The sequence below is a fragment of the Mesorhizobium sp. genome (genome assembly GCF_041661565.1).
Lineage (GTDB): Bacteria > Pseudomonadota > Alphaproteobacteria > Rhizobiales > Rhizobiaceae > Mesorhizobium.
Genome location: NZ_JBAZUD010000048.1, coordinates 1 through 20175, shown reverse-complemented (window position 1 = coordinate 20175; position 20175 = coordinate 1). Strand labels below are relative to the sequence as shown.

The following is a 20175-nucleotide window of genomic DNA, read 5'->3' as shown; positions in this document are numbered from 1 at the left end:
GCCGTAACCGCGTAAAAAAGGGGAACTGGAATGAAATATCTGACTGGAATGCTGAAGGCACTTTGTATCCTGCCGCTGATGTTCGCGTCGCTGGGCGCGCATGCAGAAGGCAAGAAATGGGCACACGTGACGATCGCGACCGAAGGCGAGTTCCGCCCGTGGAACTTCACCAATGCCGATGGCACGCTGGACGGCTACGAAATCGAGCTGAGCAAATATCTGTGCGCGCATATGAAGGTGGAATGCACGACGGTTATCCAATCTTTCGACGGAATGATCCCGGCGCTTAATGCTGGCAAGTTCGACGCTATCATGTCCGGCATGTCAGCGACGCCAAAGCGTGAGGAAGTGATTGATTTCAGCGACTCCTACGGCACGACGGGTCAAACCTTCGCCACGCTCAAGTCGAGCCCGCTCGCCAAGCTTCCGCTGAAGGGAGACGTGTTTTCGCTGGCCACCAACGAGGCCGGTGCTGCCGAAGCCGTAAAACAACTGATCCCCCTCCTACAAGGCAAGACGATTGGCGTTCAGGGCTCGTCCATCGCTGCCGCGTTTCTTGACATGTACCTTAAGGGTGTCGTCGAGGTGCGGGAATACAAGACCACCGAGCAGCACGATCTCGATCTGAAGGCCGGACGCGTCGACCTCATCATCGCTTCGATGGCTTACCTCTCGACCGCGGCCGCCAAGCCGGGAAACGAGGACGTGGTCGTAACGGGCCCCCGCTTCCAGGGCGGGCTGCTCGGACGCGGCAGCTCCGTCGGCCTGCGCAAGACCGATCCGGAACTGAAGGCGATGTTCAACGACGCCATCGCTGCGGCAAAGGCCGACGGCACAATCACCAAGCTGTCACAAAAATGGTTCGGCTTCGACGTGACGCCGCGATAACCTCGATGAGGTTTCGCCATCGCAGCGACGGGCAAGGGTTGCGAGATGATGCATCCGGTCGGAGAGAAAGCGAAACTTCGTGCGACTTAGAGCAGTTCACCTTTTCACGGAAACGGCAAACCGCTCTAATTCTTTGTTTTGACGCAATTCCGGACGGAAAACCGTTTCACACTTTTCCTGGAATTGCTCTAGGCAAGGTGGAGCGTATGCATCACTTTGGCAGGAGAGTTGGGACCGACGCGGGGGTCTTGTGGTGCTCGCCCTACTGACTCTCCACCCCTAGGAGGAATTCAAACTGCAGGCGGCGGGGGCCGATCGCTCCGCGACATCTGCCTTGCCGGCGAGAATCTTGGTAAATGAGTGTTCGCTTGAGGCTATCGTCGCTGCCTTCGCTCCGACCGTGTCCGCAGCCGCGTCGCGTTCAAAGACACCTGTGGTGCAACCGTGCTGCGTTGGCATTGATCCGTCCTGCTGCGCCTCCGGATTTGAGACCTCCGCTCTTGCCTGGCCCTGGCAAAGCCCCGATCCGTCGCGATAAAGCGCTCAAGCATCGGCACAATCCACGCGACCTCCACACAAGCTGCACAAAACCGCGACGCTCGAAGGGTATTGTTTCGCCAAACCGATGTCGGCAGCAAGCCGGCCGAAACAAGGATGGCTGCATGAGCGAACCGTTTCGAAGAGGCCGCGGCGTCAAATATCCGGTGCCAATCCGCATCCTGCACTGGCTGCGGGCGGTTCTGATCCTGGGATTGATCGCGTGCGGCTGGTACATGGCCGGGCGTGCCGAAGACGATCCAACCGCCGGCATCCTGTATCCCAACCACAAGCAGTTCGGGATCTTGGTCTGGCTGCTGGCGCTGGTGCATCTGACCCTGCGCTGGCGCTACCATGCCTTGCTGCCGCATGCGCCGGAGACCCTGAAGCCTTGGGAGACACGGCTTTCTCAAGCAATCCACTGGCTGGTCATCGCTTTAACGCTGCTCACGCCGCTGCTGGGTTATGCCATGTCGAGCAGCGTCATTGATGGCGACGGCGTGCCATTTTTCTTCCTCTCGCATGTTCCGGAGTTCCTGCCGAAGAACGATACGGCATTCGCGCTGTTCCAGACGCTGCACAGGTATTGCGCTTATTTCTTGCTCGCCTGCGTCGTTCTGCACATAGCGGGCGCCGTGAAGCATCGGCTGCAGGACAAAGGCGGCGAGACGGACGTCCTCCCCCGCATGCTTTGAGACGCGCGGCGGATGTCCCCGCTGCCCGCCTGCTATGCATCGCGTGCGGCGGGGGGACGCCTGGTCTTCGCAAAGATCATCTCGAACAGCGCGCCGCCCCCAGGCGCGCTGCGGTAGCGAAGATGTCCGCCATGCGCCTCCACGATCGCGCGTACCACCGAAAGACCGAGCCCATTGCCGCCCAGATCCCGTGAGCGGACCTGATCGGCACGGATGAAGGGTTCAAGGACACGCGTCGCCATCTCCGGCGAGAGCCCCGGTCCGTTGTCGGCGACGCCCAGCCGAACTGTTTCGTCGTCCTGCGCGAGGGAGATCGTTATCGTGCCCCGAACCGCATAGCGACTGGCGTTGGTGATGAGGGCCAGCAGGGCCTGGCGAATGCGTGTCGGATCCGCCTCCACGGTCAAATCGGCCAGATCGAGTTTCAGCTGGTGGCCGCCGGCGCGCAGGTCTTGTTCCATCAACCCGGCCATCTGCTCGATTTCCCAGGCAAGGCGGATCGGCTCGATGCGCAGGTCCAGATGACCGCTGTCGGCGAGCGTCACCGTCCGCAGGTCCTCGACCAGCCGCGCCAAGCCGTCAACCTGCAGGATCAGCCCCTGAAGCGAACGCTCGTCAGGCTCGAACACGCCGTCGATGATGCCCTGCAGGCGTCCCTTCAGGATGGTCAGCGGTGTGCGTAGCTCGTGCGCGATCGTTGCGTTCCACAGAGCCATGTCGGCCGCCATGTCCTGCAGGCGTTGCGCCATCGTGTTGAAATCGTCGATCAAGGCCGCTGTCTCTCCCAGGGCACGGTCGCCGGCCGATGCGCGCGCGGTTAGGTCGCCTGCCGTGATCCGCCGTGCACTCAGGGCAAGCGACTCCAGGGGCTCGAGGATACGGCGTGCGAGACGCAGGGAAACCAAGGCAGCGACGGGCAGGGTGACGAGGATCAGCACGCCCACGATCACGAAATCGAGCGAGGTAAGGCCGCCGTCCTGTTCCGGCATTGGATAGAGGGCGACGATGGCCGTGTAGGCGAAATAGGTTCCGAAGAAGACCAGCAGTCCGGCCGTTACGGTGATGGCCGACATGGCGATGAGGATCTGCCGGCTCAATCCGGTGCGCGGACCCATCGCGTCAGGCCGAGAGCCGGTAGCCTATGCCGCGCACGCCCGGCAGCAAGCCGACGGCTCCCGCCTGCTCGAGCTTCTTGCGCAGCTTGCTGACATGGCTGTCCACCGTGCGGTCGAGCGCGTCGGAGCCCGGCAGGCACGCGTCCACCAACTCGCTTCTCGTGAACACCTTGGCAGGGTTGCGCGCCATGTGGGCGAGGATCCGGAACTCGGTCAGCGTCAGCGCAAGCTGTGTCGCCTCGTCGCCGGCGCCGAAGCTTGACCGGTAGGCGTCGAGGTCGATGGCGAGATCGCCGACCCGCAAGATGCCCGCCGCGGTCGCGAGGCCCGAGCGACGCAGCACCGCCTTGGCGCGGGCGACGACCTCGATCGGGTTGAAGGGCTTGACCACATAGTCGTCCGCCCCGATGCGCAGGCCCTGCAGCCGGTCGATGTCCTTGTCGAGCGCGGTGATCATGATGGCGGGGGTGTTTCCCCGGCGCCGCAGTTCCGCCAAGACCTCCCATCCGTCGAGACGGGGCATCGTGACGTCGAGAAGGACGAGGTCCGGCTTCAGCGCGAGGTGCAGGTCAAGCGCCGTGCGGCCATCACGAGCCTGCACCGTCCGAAATCCCTCCCGCACCAGGTAGGCGTCGAGGATCGCGGCGATCTCGTCATCGTCTTCGGCTATCAGAACGAGGGCGGTCATGGCGTTCTCCTTGGACAAGGAATGCCACCCGACGCGGGCTGCGTCGAGCGCTCCCGGCCCGTCTCCATCAAATCGCAACACAACCTCCACGCGGCAGCAACCCGCCGGTTGGATAGAGGCGACGTCGACCCGGCGACGCAACCGCTTTCACGGATGACCGCACGATGCGCCTTTGCCCACCCCTGACGCCTGCTCTCTTCGCCGCTATGGCGCTGTTTCTCGCTGCCTGCACGGATAGTGCAGGAGGCCCGAAGTCCGATGCCGCCAAGAGGCAGCCGGAGGCAATCGCCACCCGCGTCCGCATTTCCGTGCTGAAGGTGCAGCCGCGCCGAGTGGTTGTCTACGACGAACTGCCCGGCCGCGTATCAGCACTGCGAACAGCCGAGATACGTCCGCAAGTCAACGGCATCGTGCAGAAGGTTATCTTCACCGAAGGCGCGGAGGTTTCGGCGAACCAGCCCCTTTTCCAGATCGATCCCGCACCTTTCGCCGCCGATGTCGACGCCGCATCCGCTGTGCTGGCGCGTGCGGAGGCTGATCTCGTCAATGCAACGGTCAAGCATGAACGGGTCGAGGCGCTGGCGGTGGCGCGGACCGCGAGCGCCGCAGCCCTCGGCGACGCGAAGGCAGCGTTGGCACAGGCACGTGCGAGTGTCGCCGAAGCCAGGGCCAACCTGGCCCGCCGCGAACTCGAACTGGCGCATGCGACCATCCGAAGCCCTATCGCCGGGCGCATCGGTCAGGCCCTCACCACCGAAGGCGGCCTCGCTTCCGTCGGCGCCGCGACGCCCCTCGCCGTCGTCCAGCAGATCGACAGCGTCTATCTCGATGTCCGTCAGCCCTCGATGCGTCGGGAGCAATTGGAAGAGGAAGTCGAAAGCGGTCGCAGCGAGGATGCCACCGCCCTTCCGGTCGACATTCTGACGATCACCGGAAAGCTCTACGCGTTCCGGGGCAAGTACCTCTACTCCGACAGCACCGTGGAGCCCGGCACCGGCAGCATCTCCATGCGCGTGGAGGTGCCCAACCCATACCGGCAATTGCTGCCGGGCATGTATCTGCGCGCCAGGGTACCCAGCGCCATCTATCCGGATGCCTTGACTGTTCCGCAGGACGCGGTGCGCCGCGATGCTTCGGGGCGTGCCCAACTTACGGTCATCGCAAACGGCAAGACCGCCAGCAGCCACGACGTCGAGCTGGGAGCGCTCGTCGACCGCCAATACCTCGTCCTGTCCGGCCTGAAGGCTGGCGAGACCGTGGTCGTGCAGGGTCAAGATCGCACGGAAGGGGGCCAACCGCTGGAGCTTGTCCCCTACCAGCCTGCCTCGCCCAAGAGCGACATCTGAGGAGACTGTCCGATGCCCAATTTCTTCATAGATCGACCGGTCTTTGCCTGGGTCATCGCGATCTTCATCGTGCTGGCCGGTCTCGTCTCGATCCCACGGCTTCCGGTCTCGCGCTTCCCCGTCATCGCGCCGCCGAGCGTCAGCATCAACGCCACCTACACCGGCGCCAGCCCACAGACGATCAACGACAGCATCACCGCGCCGATCGAGCGCGAGCTGACGGCTGTGAAGAACGTCCTCTATATCGAATCGTCGTCCGACTCGGCCGGCAACGCCAGCGTAACCGTTACCTTCAAGCCCGGCACCGATCCGGAGCTCGCCCAGATCGATGTCCAGAACAGGCTGAAGGCCGTCGAGCAGCGCCTGCCCGAGCCCGTCCGGCGCTCAGGCCTTTCCGTGGAGGGCGTCACGTCGGGGTTCCTGATGATAGTCTCCCTGCGCTCCGAAGGCGACAAGGCCGATTCCCTTGCGCTCGACGACTATCTGGTGCGCGGGCTCGCCCCGGAACTCAAGCGCGTGCCAGGCGTCGGCCGCGTCCAGTCCTTCGGGTCCGAGGCGGCCATGCGCGTCTGGATCGATCCGGCCCGGCTCGTTTCTTATTCGGTCTCGATGGCCGAGATCACACAAGCCATCCAGGCCCAAAACGTGCAGGTGGCGCCCGGCCGCCTCGGTGAGGCGCCCACCGTTCCCGGCCAGACGATCAGCGTTCCACTCAACCTCGACGGACAATTGAAGACTCCCGAGGAGTTCGCCGCCATCGTCCTGCGTTCCAATCCGGACGGTTCGAAGCTGACGCTCGGCGACGTGGCCAAGGTCGAGATCGGCGCACAGACGATGGGTTTTTCGATCTTCGACGGGGGAAAGCCGGCTACCGCCGCGGCCATCCAGCTGGCGCCCGGCGCCAACGCCGTCTCGACCTCGGACGGCATCAAGGCGCGCCTTGCCGAGCTCACGGCGTCGATGCCGAAGGGCGTCACCTATGCCGTTTCCTACGACACGGCGCCCTTCATCAGACTCTCCATCTCAAAGGTCGTGCAGACGCTCGCCGAGGCAATGGTTCTGGTGTTCCTGATCATGCTCCTTTTCCTCCAGAATATCCGCTACACGCTCATCCCGGCGATCGTCGCGCCGATCGCGCTGCTCGGCACCTTCGCGGTGATGTGGACCATCGGTTACTCGATCAACGTGCTGACGATGTTCGGCATGGTGTTGGCGATCGGCATCATCGTCGACGATGCGATCGTGGTGGTGGAAAACGTCGAACGGCTCATGGCCACCGAGGCCCTGTCGCCGCGCGAGGCCACCCGGCGCGCCATGCACGAGATTAGGGGTGCGGTCGTCGGCATCACGCTGGTTCTGACGGCGGTGTTCCTGCCTATGGGCCTCGCCGGCGGATCGGTGGGCGCAATCTACCGGCAATTCACGGTCTCGCTCGCGGTCTCGATCCTGTTCTCGGCCTTCCTGGCGCTCAGCCTGACGCCGGCGCTGTGCGCCACGATTCTCAGGCCGATGCCGGCCCGCCACGAGCGCAAGGGCTTCTTTGCCTGGTTCAACCGCGGCTTCGAAAGGCTGACTGGACGATACACGTCATGGGTCGGCTGGCTCGTGAGGCGGCCCGGGCGGGTCATGCTCGTCTACGGTGTTCTCGCCGGCGCGCTGGCCATGGGCTACAGTACGCTACCGACCGCCTTCGTGCCGGACGAGGACCAGGGCACGTTCATTACCTCCTTCACGTTGCCGGCCGACGCCACCTCAGAGCGGACCCAGGCGCTCGTGGAACGCTTCGACCGCCACGCCGCGACGCGCAACGACATCGCCAACAACCTGTCCATCCTGGGCTTCGGCTTTACCGGCTCGGGTCCTAACGCGGCGATGTCATTCACCACGCTGCGAGACTGGGATGCGCGCCGCGGCAGCACGGATGCAGAGATCGCGGCTGCCGAACGGGCGATGCAGAAGGCGACGGAGGGTGATATCCTCATCATGAAGCCACCAGCCATCGAGGAACTTGGCACGACATCCGGCGTCTCGCTGCGCCTCGTCGACCGCGCCGGACGCGACTCGGCGGCATTGCGGGATGCGTCGGAGACGTTGGTAGCGCTCGCCGGTCCAAGCAAGCTCGTTCGCAACGTGCGCGTTGACGGCCTGCCCAACGGGCCCAGCGTCAACCTGCACATTGACCGCCAAAAGGCCAGCGCGCTCGGTGTCTCCTTCTCGGCCATCAGCGATGTGCTTTCCTCCACCATGGGCTCGACCTACGTCAACGACTTTCCGCGCGCCGGAAGCCTCCAGCAGGTTATCGTTCAGGCGCAAGCCGGGGACCGGATGCAGGTCGAGGACGTCCTGAAACTCCAAGTGCGCAACGACAAGGGCGGCATGGTTCCCCTGTCCGAAGTGGTGACGCCGGAATGGTCGGTCAGCCCGCTGCAGCTCAATCGCTACAACGGTTACCCCTCGCTCGGCATTTCGGGAGATGCCGCGCCCGGTGTGTCGAGCGGCAGCGCGATGGACGAGCTCGAGCGGATCGCCACGCGGCTTCCTGCGGGCTTCGGCGTGGAATGGACGGGCCAGTCCTTCCAGGAACGCCAGTCGGGCACGCAGACGCCGCTGCTGGTGGCGTTCTCCGTCGTCGTCGTGTTCCTGGTGCTGGCCGCACTCTACGAGAGTTGGGCCATTCCGCTCTCGGTCATGCTGGTCGTGCCGCTGGGAATCCTGGGAGCTGTCGCGGCTGTCTATCTGCGGGGGCTGGAGAACGACGTGTTCTTCAAGGTCGGCTTGATCACACTGATCGGCCTGTCGGCGAAGAACGCGGTGCTGATCGTGGAGTTCGCCCGCAAGCTGCTCGACGAGGGGTGGGGCCTGCGCGAAGCGGCCGTCGAAGCGGCGCGGTTGCGGCTGCGCCCAATCGTCATGACATCGCTGGCCTTTACGCTTGGCATCGTGCCGCTGGTCGTCGCCAAGGGTCCGAGTTCCGAAACGCAAAACGCTTTGGGCACCGGCCTCTTCGGCGGCATGATCTCGGCCACCGTGCTTGCCGTGGTCTTCGTGCCCGTGTTCTTCGTCCTCGTCATGCGGCTGGCAGACCGCAAGGCGCCGAAGGAAGGCGAGCCGGCGCGGCTCCGGTCAAGGCATGAGTATCCGGACCCGATCGGCTGAACGCGAGCACTGCTTCTTCCTTCAATATGGAGACTTCCGATGAGAGCCTCGCCGAACGCAAGCCTTGTCACGCTCGACATCGCCACAGAAGACGATCTTGCCGGCTTCCGCAAGGATCTCAGGGAGGCCTTCGCGATCGCCGCCGTCGAGGCGTTCGGGTCTGCCGAAGACGGATCGGTTCCATCCGACGCAGACGTGACCGCCTCGTTCGAGGCGCCGAACGCCGAGGTGCTCGGCATCCTGGAGGACGGGCGCTGGGTCGGCGGCGCCGTCGTGTCGATCGACATCGAGACGCAGCACAATTCGCTCGACTTCTTTTTCGTGCGCGCAGGAGAGATCGGCCGGGGAATCGGCCGCAAGGCGTGGGTCGCGATCGAGAAGCGCTATCCCGCCACCAAGGTCTGGACGACCCACACGCCGTATTTCGAGAAGCGCAACATCCACTTCTACGTCAACGTCTGCGGCTTCAGCATCGTGGAGTACTACAATGCACGCCACCTGGGCCCGGAACATTCCGCCGGGCCGGACTTGCCGGGGGACGGCGGGATGTTCCGCTTTGAAAAGCGCATGTGATCCGACGAGATCGAAGTGAGCCAGCCGCCATGTGGGTCGCCTGAGTTAAAGATTTGAGTCATGTTCCTGGTCCTTCGAGCCGTCGGAAGAGACGACCCTATGAGCGAGAACCGTGAAGCGCTGCAGAGATGCTTTGAGCGACGGGGGTAGTCGGGCGGCCGATCAGGTGTCTCAAGACGTGACCGTCATCGAAGAGCGCACCCCTGGCAGCGTTCGCATCGGCATCGGCCAGCAGCTCGGCGAGGTCACTCGGTAGCCCAGCCGCGATTAGCGCGGTTTCGTAATCTTTCTCTGGCAAGTCTACGTAGCCGAGCGACCTGTCGGCCTGACGGGAGATCTCCTGCGCCAATTCGGACAAGGTCCATCCGGTGTCACCGGCGAGTTCATAGGTCCGAGGGCCATCGGCCGATGTCAATGCTGCGGCGGCAGCGGCCGCATAATCGGCTCGCGCGGCCAGGGAAATTCGCCCTTCGCCTGCAGAGCCGTAGAGGGTGCCGCCGCTCAAGGCGGGCTGCAGCGCCATCAGATAGTTTTCGGTATACCAACCGTTCCGGAGAACGGTTGTCGGGACGCCAGACGCTGCCAAAGCAAGCTCTGTCGCCAGATGCTCCCTGGCGAGCTTTGCACCGGAACGATCCGCTTGCAGCATGCTGGTATACGCGATCAGCTTTACGCCGGCGATTTTGGCGGCGTCGATTACGGCTTGATGCTGCCGGACACGCCCGGTCGTCAGGTTGGAAGAGATAAGCAGCAGCCTCTCGGCGCCATCGAACGCGGCGCTGAGCGTTTCCGGGCGGTCGTAATCGGCCAGTCGCACCTGCACGCCTTCAGCAGCAAGATCGAGCGCCGACCGGGGATCACGGACGGCGGCGATAATCTCGGATGGAGGGACCGATTTCAGCAGTTCCTTGAGGGCGAGCCTGCCCAGTTGGCCTGTCGCTCCGGTGATGACGTACATGTGATTTTTCCTCTTTACGGGGTTGCTACCCCGGATCTAGGGGCCTAACTCTCATTTCGTAAGTACGCACGGCAAGGTAAGTGTCAAAATGACCGACACCATTCCATCGACACTTTCCGAGCGCGTGATGCGCGGCGACGTTTTCCAATTGGGATGTCCGGCGCGCGACGTGATGCGCCACGTCACCAGCAGGTGGGGCGTGCTCATCCTGATCGCCCTGCTCGACAACACCCTGCGCTTCAGTCAACTGCGGCGGAAGGTGAGCGGCGTCAGTGAACGCATGCTGGCGCAGACACTGCAGTGGTTGGAAACTGACGGACTTGTGGTTCGTCGCGATTTCCGGGTCGTTCCGCCGCACGTCGAGTATACCTTGACCCCTCTCGGCTCCGACGCAGCTAGAATGATCGCCGCACTCGCCGACTGGATCGAAATCAACTCGCATCAACTGACTAAGGCATCGTCTTAACCGAAACGCCGTGGGTCTGACGCGTGTAGAACCGATCCAGCACAGGGGACGTCCGCGCTTGTCCAGCGCATTCTTTGCCAGCGCGGCGTCATATTATCTTCCGATGATGCCATCGTCGCACCCCCAACTGGTGTAGGTGCGGAAATTGGGCACCCGCGCGCGAATATAGACGTGTGACCGGTCCAAATTCTTGGGGAGCGTCGGGCCTTCTCTCCCCGATCTGTTGCAAGAACATCGCCTGCACAGCATCGTTCCGTTCGTTGTACTGGTGAAAGACGATCTCAGGATGTCGGTTGCGCCTTGTATCTGACCCCGTTGGCATTTCGCATCAGTTCCCATCGCGGAGCTTCGCGATGTGCTCGAACGTCAGTGGCAGATCGGAGACGGTCGCGGTCGTGCCGTCACCCGTCGGCGACTGCGGGACAAAACCGACCGTGGAGCGGGAAGGCCGCCCAGCAGGTCGAACTGCCCGGCCGTAGCCCGACTTCGCTTGCCCGATTGTTTTTTTCCCGAGAACGACCCCATGGTTCCCGAACCGGTACAGTCCGCCGGAGGTCGGGGGAAACTGGCGGCGACGTGATTGAGGTTAGCCCTTTAGGATCAGATTTTTCGCCCATAGGGGGTGGAAAGACTGCTGTGGCGCGCCGTCCTGAAGCGATCCAAGGTCCATTGGAGCAAAGCCCAAATCGTCTATCAGGGCGGAGATATCCTTGCGGGCGTCAGGGTCATCTCCAGACAAGAACACGACACGGCGCCCGCCATCTTCTTCGGGGCTCTGTGCCAGAATTGCGGCGGGTATCGTGTTGAAGGCCTTGACCACCCGCGCTCCACCTAGGGTCTCCTGAACGAGGCTTGAGGAGAACTTACCGCCCAAGTCAGCCGGGGTGAAATCGGGGAAGTTGATCGCGTTTGTCGCGTCGACCACCGTCTTTCCGCTCCAGTTCGTCATGGAAGCAAGTCCAGCAATTTCCGAAAAAGGGATCGCCAAGATGACGGTATGGGCCTTGAGCGCGTCCTGCAGCGAACGCGCGGACACTGTCGGTCCAATCGCGGTGGCCAGCGGTGCGATCACCTCGGGCGGCCGCCGCGCGCCGACAGATACTTCCATGTCCCTACGGGCGAAGGCCCTGGCAAGCGCCTGACCGATGGCGCCAAAGCCTATAATTGCATAGCTCATGAGATTCTCCGGACTGTTGATTAGAGTGGACGCAGGCGTTTTTGACTTAGGCTGCGTCTGGCGAGAAAGCGGGTGCCCTAGGCAATTGTCCGAACGACACCGCCGTCGACACGCAAGGAAGTGCCTGTTGTCGCCGAAGCCTGCTCCGAGCAGACATAGACGACCAGGTTTGCGACCTCTTCGGTCGTTGCGAAGCGCTTGATGAGCGTTGACGGGCGCGTCGTCTTCAGGAACTGCTGCTCGGCTTCCTCTTGCGTAATGCCCTGCTCTTCGGCGGCCGCCTTCATCCAGCCGCCCATGATCTCCGAATTCGTCGGACCAGGGAGAACCGAATTGACGGTGACGCCCGTTCCGCCGACCACCTCAGCCAGGCCCCTCGAAACGGCGAGCTGAGCGGTTTTGGTCATGGCGTAGTCGATCAGGTCCACGGGGGTCGCGAGCGCGGACTCGCTGCTGATGAAGACGACACGACCCCAGCCGCGCTTCATCATGTTCGGCACATAGTGGCGGGAAGCACGAACACCGCTCATGACGTTCAGCTCGAAGAGATCGATCCACTCGCTGTCGCCAATTTCGAAGAACGGCTTCGCGCGCCCCGTGCCCACATTGTTCACGAGAATGTCCGCATCGGGCGCCCGGGCGAACAACTCCGCGGCGCCTTCAGCGGTAGCAAGATCGGCGACGACACCGGTGAACTCACCTTTCGGGAAAAGCGCGCGCAACTCGCGAAGCGTTGCGGCGACCCTGTCCTCGCGGCGGCCGTTGATCACGACCGCGGCGCCGGCGCGCGCCAGTCCTTCCGCTATGGCTCGGCCGATACCTGCGGTTGACCCGGTAACGACGGCCTGACGGCCAGTAAGATCGATATTCATGACGCCCTTCCTTCAATTGCGGAGACCTGTATATGAATGATGCAATAACCGATGATAATGGCCTCATCAGCCATAACATTAATTCCCAAGAGGAATGGGATGGACCGATTCAACGAATTGAACGCCTTCATAGCGGTGGTTGAAGCAGGCGGTTTTTCTGCCGCTGCGCGCACGACCGGGGACTCACAGTCCGCCATCAGCAAGGCCGTCGGCGCCTTGGAAAACCGCCTTGGCGTAATGCTGTTCAACAGAAGCACACGCCGGGTGACCCTGACGGATCAGGGGCGCAGATACTATGATCGCACAAAGCCGCTAATTGACGAGATGCAGGACGCCGACAGCGAATTGACCAGAAGCACGCTGGGTGTTTCGGGCTTAATCAGGATCGCCGCATCTGGCACTTTCGGCCGTCTTCATGTTTTGCCGCTCATTCCCAACCTGTTGTCGCTCAATCCTGGCCTTCAGGTGGATCTGGTTCTCTCGGACATCGTGCGAGATATGGTGGAGGATCGGATCGACCTGGCGATACGACTTGGACCTGTCACTGAACCCGACGCGGTTGTCAGGCGCGTGGCGATCACTCCCCTCGTATGCGTCGGATCCCGTCACTATTTCGAGCGTCACGGGCTCCCAAAGACCCCTGCTGAGCTCGTCGAGCACAACTGCCTGTTGTATGGCGGCCTCGCAGAGGCGGCGAATTGGCCGTTCGTGGGGCCAGAAGGTCGATTCAGCGTACAGGTTCGGGGGAACCTGTGGTCCAACAGCGTCGAGACGATCCGAGCCGCGGTTCTGGCCGGTGTTGGAATTGGCTTGTTCGCAGGGGTTTCCCTTGCTGATGAACTCCGCCATCCCGATGTCATTGCTATCCTGGAGGAATTTATGAGCGATATGAGAGATATAAGTCTTGTCTGGCCGAAACGACGGTTCGTTCCGGCTCGTGTCCGCCAAGTGACTGATTTCTTCGCGGAGGCCATCCCCCGGCGAATTTAGCGACTGGGTCCGCGGGACAGAAGCTGCAACGCTATTTCCGCGATGGCACGTTTGGCAAGCAGGTCCGCGTGCCGACGGAGAACGCCGGGCCGTTCAAGCTAACGGTGCTTGAGCCCTAACCGACACCAACCTTAGCCGCTGGCGTGGTCCCGCCTCATCGCCAACGGTCTCACCTGAGGTTCCCAATAAGAACCTCTAACGGGTCAGCCTGGGTGCAATCGGCTCTGCCATCGTCATAGCCGGCAGTTCTCCCGTTAGATTAAGGCGCCGTGATCACTGCTTGGCAAAATCGTCCAATGCGCGGGCCAGGCCCTTGAAAGAGATAGGCACCGTCGCGTCTTGTCCATTGCCGGTCTTGAAAGTCATCTCGCCCATGGCGGACAGCGCACGCCACTTCTCGAGCACCCCGTCGGTCATCTGCAAGCTGGCAAAGCATCCTGTTGGCAGGCAGCGCGTATAGGCGACCTCAACCGGTTGAGCATCAGACTTTTCGGCGGAGATGCGGATTGTGCTGGGCAAAGAGATGCTCACGGGCACGACAGCCGTGAAAAACAAAGGCGCGTCTTGTGTCAGTTTGCCAAATGCAATCTGTGCGAAAGGCGCAGACTGGCCTTGCACCATGATGTTCTGCACGACTTCGCAGTTCTTCCGGCCAGGTTGGCCTTGAGCCGCTTCCGTCAGACCGCATCGCACCACCCAGTCGCCGAAGGTGGCTGTTGTCAGGTCAGGTGTCCCCGCAACCGCTGTGGCGTCGGCTGGCGCGGCGGCTTGATCCGTGGTCTGCGCTGGCGTCGCTGCCCTGGCGTTGTGTGCCGCAGGCGTTGCCGCCAGCACCATCAGGGCCGCAACGGGCAACGCAAGTTTCTTGACCATAAATCCATGCTCCAGAAATTTCACCAGTTCACCTGCAGTCCCAGCGTTCCGTTGTAGGTCGGAGAAACACCCTTGCTCAGATCGCCGCTGAAATTGCCGAAGATCGCGGCATGGTCGCCGAGCGACAGTTTCGATCCCAGGCTGAGGCGAAGCGCATCTTTGGCAACCGTGCCGCCATTCGTCACGAAGTCATACCCGGGGGCCGCCAGGAAGGCTGCATCAACTGAACGGTCAGGCAGGAATTCATGTCGCCAGGCAGCACGAACCCAGCCTGCCCACTGTAGGGAGTCATCGAGACTGGCTTGCGATTTGACTTGCAAGCCAAGGAAGCCAGGCAGGGAGTTGATGGTACGGTCGGCGAAGCTGAGACCAAGGGCGCTAGGCGCGCCACCAACGGTCTCGCTGTAGGGATCGGAGTGTATGGACTGGAATTGCATTCCGGCAAACGGCGTGAATTCAATCGCGCCCGTATTCAGCTTGTAGCCGGTTTCCAGACTGGTGCTGAACATGCGGCTGTTGAAGCTCCCATCCACCGTCTCCGACATTCCAGGGATCTGAACTGCGCCGCCCAGTTGTTGCAGCGTGACGCCCGGTATCGATACAGCGCGCTGCGTGGATACGTCATAGAACGCCAGGCCAAGGCTGCCTGTCGCATAGAAGGCATTGTCCTGATAGCTGGTGTAGACCGCGAAATGCCCGTCACCCTTGCTGCGTCCGGACGTTAGACGATCCGGTGTGTCGAAGCTGCTGTTGCCGTAACCCGCCGCCAATCCCATCAACCAGTTTTCATTCGGCTGATAGTCGAGGCCGACTGCAACGCCACCGGTACGGTCGGTCGATGCGGCGGAGCCGACATCGGCATCGGCCGCCGATTCACCATAGCCGCCAAAGGCCGCCGCCCAGGCGCGATAGATTGGACTGGTGACCGGCATTCCGAAGCCGGTTGGCAGGCCGGTTTTAGCGGGCTTGGTGGGGAAGTACCCGAGCGGAGTCGAGGCAGCGGCGTCCTGAAGCACCGTGGTGCCGGTATTGTCGTTGGAGATCCAGCCCCTTGTGCGCTGAAATACCGTCGCCAGGAAGGCATCGTTGGCATCGAACGTCATCTGCTGGAAACCGGACGTGCCGGACCCCGAGAGCGAGTCATAGGCCTTGCCGAGCGCAGCCGTATCGGGCTGGAAAAACAGCAGGGTCGCGATCGAGGCGAAAGCCGGCGAGGTCTGATCCGTCTGGATCAGGTTCACGGAATTGCCGACCGAGTGTTGGTTTTCGGTCAGTCCCTTCGGGGAATAATCGATGTTGTAGCTGAGATCGATGTCCGTGTCCGGAACAGCCGGGTAGGTCAGGGCGTACGTCGCCACCGCCGTGTTCGGCGCCACGAGATTGATGCCGTCGTGCGTTTCGCCCGCGTCGGCCGAAACAATCGTGATTTCATGCGTACCGGGCTTGGCCTTTGCCGCATTGATCGCAGGGTTCAGCAGATTGATCGTGATGTCGCCGGCAACGGAGGCGGAGCCCGTGAGGTTCAGCCGGTCCGCCGTGGTCAAGGCAAGATCGAGATCGACACCATGGATGCCTGTTGCGGATTGGGTGAAGTCGCCGGTCAACTGCGTTGTCTGGACGAAATTCAGACCACCCAGGGAAGACAGGCCGTCATTGCTGAACAAGCCACCGCCGAGATCGACAGTGATGCCGATGTCGAAGATGCCCGTGGTCTGGTTGTAGAAGCTGTTGACCCCGTCTTGCAGGTCAATCGATCCCATCACCAGGCCGGCGTTCTCGATCGCGTCATCGCCGCCTGTTCCACGGATGGCGTAGCCGTTGATGCCGGACACCGTTTGCGCCGTCGTCGCATTGGGCGCGAGATAGGACAGCGTGGCATTGATTGCATCCACGGAAACGAAATCGCCTGCCACTTTTTCCACTGCCGTGACGACGCCGTCATTGTTGACGGTGTTGGTCGCGCCATCGAGGATCTGAAGGCCGGCACCATTTCCGAGCCCGCCCACGATGAGGCTTGTCGTCGTTGCCGATGGATTGAAGATATTCACGGTGATGTCGCCATTGCCGTCGGTGGCGCTGCTCTGCGCCAGCATGGCAATGCTGTTGTTGCCGGTCGCAATCAGGTTCCCGGTCTGGTTGAAGATGGTGGCTGCCGCCAGGCCAGCGCCACCAGCGCTGCTGGAATAGCGCAATGCGCCAAACGTCTGGGGTTGCGCGAAGAGGCTGGCGAACATTTGCGGAGCCTGCGTTTCGCTGACGCCCACGGCGCCACCGCCGCCACCTACCGATTGCGAGTAAATCGCGATGGCGTTGTCGCCATTCATGATGATGGAGCCCGCGGTGTTGGTCACCGTGACGACGCCGCCATTGCCGGTGCCGCCCGATTGGGACTCCACCGCTCCAGCGCCGCCGCCGGCTTTGACCAGGCCGCCGCCGCCGCCCACCGATTGGGCGAAAATGCCGATCGAGTTGTCGCCGTTGATGGTGATCGAGCCGGTGTTGGAGACCGTCACCGCGCCGCCCTTGCCCTCGGCGCCGGTGTCGCCGCCTATTGCAATCGGCACCTCCGAGATACCGAGCGCCGAGGCAGCCGTTCCGCCGCCGCCGCCCACCGACTGCGCCATGATGCCAAGCGAATTTTCGCCATTCAGCACGATCATGCCGTCATTGGTGACCTTGACGTCGCTGCCATCGCCGGCCGCACCGCCATTGCCACCCAGGGTGACGCTCACGCCGAGCGGATTGGTAAGAGGCGTTGCCACCGAAATGGCCGAGCCGCCATTGCCGCCGCCGCCGCCCACTGACTGCGCAAAGATCGCGGTCGAATTGGCTGCGTTGGTAACGATCGACGCATCGGCATGATTGGTCACAGTGACAGTGCCGCCATCGCCGCCGGCACCGCCGCTGCCGCCCACCGTCACACCTTCCGCAGGCAGGACTGGCACAGCCTGAATGCTGAAGCTTCCCGCATTGGCGCCATTGCCACCGCCGCCGCCAACGGATTGAGCGAAGATGGCCTGCGAGGACGCGCCATCGGTCTGCAACATGTCATAATTGTCGACGATGACCGCGCCGCCATCACCGCCTGTGGCGCCCTTGCCGCCGACGCTGTTCGAGACGCCGATGGGCGAACCGGCATAGGCCGCGCCGCCATTACCGCCGCCGCCGCCGATCGATTGCGCGAAGATTGCGTTGGACAGGATGCCCTTGGTCCAGATCTGGCCGCCCTTGTTGTTGGTGACCGTGACGGTGCCGCCCGCCCCCGTCGAGCCGCCGCCGCCGCCGACCGCGACCATGCCGTAGGCATTGCCGCCATCACCGCCACCGCCGCCCACCGACTGGGCGTAAATGCCGTCGGCCTTGTCGCCCGAAGTCAGAAGCAGCCCAGAGTTGGTGACATTGACGGTACCACCTGTACCGGCATTGCCACCGGCGCCGCCCACCGAAACAAGCAGGGAGCCCCCGATCGTCGTGGCGCCCGTCTCCGCCCCTTTGCCGCCAGCCGCACCACCACCACCACCGATTGACTGCGCCCGGATCGCGTCGGCGCCGGCGCCGGCCGTCTTGACCTGCGCCGTATTGGTTACGTCGACCTGGCCGCCGTCGCCCGAAGCGCCACCCGCCCCGCCAACCGACACGGCCGACAGGAACGTGCTGCCGCCTGTGCCGCCGCTGCCGCCGACGCTTTGTGCGTATATGCCGATCGAGCCCAGCGCTTGCGTTTCGATCATGCCGTCATTGAGGACAGTGACATGGCCGCCTTTGCCCGACGATCCACCGCCGCCACCGATAGCGACTGCCGCGGCGAGCGTGTTGCTGCCACCATTGCCACCGCCACCGCCGATCGATTGAGCCAGAATTCCGTACGATACCAACCCCTTGGTCAGGATGGTCGAACCCGTTGCGTTCTCGACCTTGACTTCGCCGCCGGTACCGGCCGAGCCGCCCCAGCCGCCGACGGTGATGCCCGTCAGGCCAACGGCGCCGCCATTGCCGCCGCCGCCGCCCAGAGACTGTGCGACGATGCCGTTGGAAAACAGGCCATCAGTTTGGATGTGCGCGGCGTTGACGACATGGGTGTAGTCGCCATTGCCTTTGACCTCTCCGCCAGACGATGACAGCACATTGCCGCCGACCGCTATCAGGCCGCCGGCCGCGCCGCCATCGCCGCCGCCGCCGCCGATCGACTGGGCAAGGATGCCATCGGAAAACGCCCCTTGGGTCCAGATATCCGCGCCGACCTTGTTCTCGACGTAGACGGTGCCACCGTCGCCGGCCGCATTGCCCATGCCACCGAGGGATACGAGGCCGAAGAGGCCTGCCGCGGACTTGCCGCCATCACCGCCGCCACCGCCAATTGATTGCGCCATGATGCCATGCGAGAAAAAAGTCCCCGACGTGGTGATTACGCCTTCGTTGGTGACACTCACCGCCTTGGCATCGCCTGCCGAACCGCCGGTGCCGCCGATGGCAACATTGCCCAGCGACTGCACGAAGCCGGAGGTGCTGTTGAACGTTGTGCCGGCAATGATCGCGATATCGGTCGGGTTCAGCGGGATCGGCAGAGGATTGGCATAGAGGCCGTCGGTGCCAACGATCGCATTGCCACCTGATCCGCCACCGCCGCCGATCGACTGCGCTACGATGCCCGAAGACATCATATCCATCGTCGCAATGAAGCTGTGGTTGATGACCGTGACGGTGTTTGCGTCATTTCCCGAGCCGCCGAAGCCGCCCACATTCACCTGGACATTGACGCCCTCTGTACCCTTTTCAGGCGACTTGCATGACTTGATCAGATGGACATCGACAATTGCCAGCGGATCGAAAGTACACGAGCTGCCTGCCTGGAGCGAGATCGTGTTGGCGTTGCCGCCATTGCCGCCACCGCCGCCGATCGACTGCGCGAAGATGCCGTTCGAACCGACGCCGTGGGTCGTGATCCCGCCGGTCTGTTCGACATAGACCGCGCCGGAATAATTGCCGTCGCCACCCAGTCCGCCGACAGACACGGCGACGTTGACCGGCCGCCCGGTATCGGTGTTGCCCGCGGTCAACAGACCGGTAACGGCGCCGCCACCGTTGCCGCCGCCGCCGCCGATAGATTGCGCCAGAATGCCGTGGGCAGCCGCCCCGTAAGTCTCGATCGCGCCGTTGTTGGTGACCGAGACCTTGTCCGAAAAACCGCCCGAGCCGCCGAAGCCGCCCATGGTGAGACCCATGTTGAGGCTGGTTTTTTCGCTGACGAAGCCGACGGCGCCGGAGATTGCAAGGCCGCCATTGCCGCCGCCACCGCCGATCGACTGGGCGATGATGCCCGAGGCATCGCGGCCGGTCACCACCTGTATGGTGGTCGGCAAGCCGAACGCGGTCAGCGTTGCATCCGTCACCGAAAGACCGGTCAGGCCGGACAGCTGTTGCGCGAGATTGACGGTCGTTCGAGATCCCGTGGTGATGTTGCCGGTGTTGTTGACGATGACTTCGCCGGACTGGCTGCCGGTGCCGCCGAAACCGCCCACGGAAGCCTTGATCTGCTTGCTGTCGGCGCCGGAGAATCCACCCGTGACGGAGAGGCCTCCATTGCCGCCGCTGCCGCCGATCGATTGAGCCATGATGCCGGCCGAACTGTCGCCCAGCGTGTTGATGTTGCCGACATGCGTCACGTCGACTTTGGCGGCCTTGCCGCCATTGCCGCCCGCACCACCCGACGAAGCACCAATCGCGACGCTCGTCTGGCAGTCGGTGCAAAGGTCGAGGGTGGCGGCGACGCTGAGACCGCCATTACCACCTCCGCTGCCGATCGACTGTGCCAGAATGCCAGCCGCGTGGTTGCCTTCAGTC

At 63.0% G+C, this 20175-nt stretch carries 15 protein-coding genes; 7 read left to right on the top strand and 8 right to left on the bottom strand.

The annotated features are described in order from the left end of the window. Window positions 1-30: 30 nt before the first annotated feature. The gene (locus WC739_RS11040; protein ID WP_372953066.1) at window positions 31-888 is read left to right on the top strand and encodes a transporter substrate-binding domain-containing protein; all 858 of its coding nucleotides are present in this window, start codon (window positions 31-33) and stop codon (window positions 886-888) included. A 374-nt stretch (window positions 889-1262) separates the two neighbouring features. Here the strand turns inward: WC739_RS11040 and WC739_RS11035 are convergent, their stop codons facing one another. Beyond that, window positions 1263-1463 (bottom strand): DUF2274 domain-containing protein, encoded by a 201-nt coding sequence (locus WC739_RS11035; protein WP_372953065.1) that lies wholly within the window; start codon window positions 1461-1463, stop codon window positions 1263-1265. Between the two features lie 87 nt (window positions 1464-1550). Between WC739_RS11035 and WC739_RS11030 the strand changes: the two genes are divergently transcribed. Further along, the gene (locus WC739_RS11030) at window positions 1551-2120 is read left to right on the top strand and encodes a cytochrome b (RefSeq protein ID WP_372953064.1); all 570 of its coding nucleotides are present in this window, start codon (window positions 1551-1553) and stop codon (window positions 2118-2120) included. Between the two features lie 32 nt (window positions 2121-2152). On the opposite strand, the gene WC739_RS11025 is transcribed toward WC739_RS11030, so the two are convergent. Further along, entirely contained in the window at window positions 2153-3235 is a 1083-nt protein-coding gene (locus WC739_RS11025; protein WP_372953063.1) for an ATP-binding protein, read from the bottom strand. A 4-nt stretch (window positions 3236-3239) separates the two neighbouring features. Continuing rightward, window positions 3240-3923: a response regulator gene (locus WC739_RS11020; RefSeq protein ID WP_372953062.1), complete on the bottom strand. Its 684-nt coding sequence runs from the start codon at window positions 3921-3923 to the stop codon at window positions 3240-3242. A gap of 308 nt (window positions 3924-4231) precedes the next feature. Between WC739_RS11020 and WC739_RS11015 the strand changes: the two genes are divergently transcribed. Genes WC739_RS11015 through WC739_RS11005 form a run of 3 tightly spaced genes read left to right on the top strand, consistent with a single transcriptional unit; the run spans window position 4232 to window position 8998 of the window. Next, window positions 4232-5269 carry an efflux RND transporter periplasmic adaptor subunit gene (locus WC739_RS11015; protein WP_372953061.1) on the top strand — a complete coding sequence of 346 codons (1038 nt, stop codon included), beginning with the start codon at window positions 4232-4234 and terminating at the stop codon, window positions 5267-5269. A 12-nt stretch (window positions 5270-5281) separates the two neighbouring features. Further along, entirely contained in the window at window positions 5282-8425 is a 3144-nt protein-coding gene (locus WC739_RS11010) for a multidrug efflux RND transporter permease subunit (protein WP_372953060.1), read from the top strand. Between the two features lie 39 nt (window positions 8426-8464). Continuing rightward, window positions 8465-8998 (top strand): GNAT family N-acetyltransferase, encoded by a 534-nt coding sequence (locus tag WC739_RS11005; RefSeq protein ID WP_372953059.1) that lies wholly within the window; start codon window positions 8465-8467, stop codon window positions 8996-8998. 97 nt (window positions 8999-9095) lie between these two features. Here WC739_RS11005 and WC739_RS11000 read toward each other — a convergent pair whose 3' ends face one another. Then, entirely contained in the window at window positions 9096-9956 is an 861-nt protein-coding gene (locus WC739_RS11000; RefSeq protein ID WP_372953058.1) for an NAD(P)H-binding protein, read from the bottom strand. Window positions 9957-10044: 88 nt separating this feature from the next. Between WC739_RS11000 and WC739_RS10995 the strand changes: the two genes are divergently transcribed. Beyond that, entirely contained in the window at window positions 10045-10422 is a 378-nt protein-coding gene (locus WC739_RS10995; protein ID WP_372953057.1) for a winged helix-turn-helix transcriptional regulator, read from the top strand. 586 nt (window positions 10423-11008) lie between these two features. On the opposite strand, the gene WC739_RS10990 is transcribed toward WC739_RS10995, so the two are convergent. Together WC739_RS10990 and WC739_RS10985 are read right to left on the bottom strand one after the other, a co-directional pair. Continuing rightward, window positions 11009-11599 carry an NADPH-dependent F420 reductase gene (locus WC739_RS10990; RefSeq protein WP_372953056.1) on the bottom strand — a complete coding sequence of 197 codons (591 nt, stop codon included), beginning with the start codon at window positions 11597-11599 and terminating at the stop codon, window positions 11009-11011. A gap of 77 nt (window positions 11600-11676) precedes the next feature. Next, window positions 11677-12471: an SDR family NAD(P)-dependent oxidoreductase gene (locus tag WC739_RS10985; protein WP_372953055.1), complete on the bottom strand. Its 795-nt coding sequence runs from the start codon at window positions 12469-12471 to the stop codon at window positions 11677-11679. Window positions 12472-12570: 99 nt separating this feature from the next. On the opposite strand from WC739_RS10985, the gene WC739_RS10980 reads away from it, so the two are divergent. Beyond that, window positions 12571-13461, top strand: coding sequence for a LysR family transcriptional regulator (locus WC739_RS10980; protein WP_372953054.1), 891 nt, complete (start codon window positions 12571-12573; stop codon window positions 13459-13461). 273 nt (window positions 13462-13734) lie between these two features. Here the strand turns inward: WC739_RS10980 and WC739_RS10975 are convergent, their stop codons facing one another. Both WC739_RS10975 and WC739_RS10970 read right to left on the bottom strand, forming a co-directional pair. Further along, window positions 13735-14358 carry an invasion associated locus B family protein gene (locus tag WC739_RS10975; protein ID WP_372953053.1) on the bottom strand — a complete coding sequence of 208 codons (624 nt, stop codon included), beginning with the start codon at window positions 14356-14358 and terminating at the stop codon, window positions 13735-13737. Next, on the bottom strand, window positions 14355-20175 hold a 5821-nt coding region (locus WC739_RS10970), incomplete at its 5' end, for an autotransporter domain-containing protein (protein ID WP_372953052.1). The genes WC739_RS10975 and WC739_RS10970, both read right to left, overlap by 4 nt.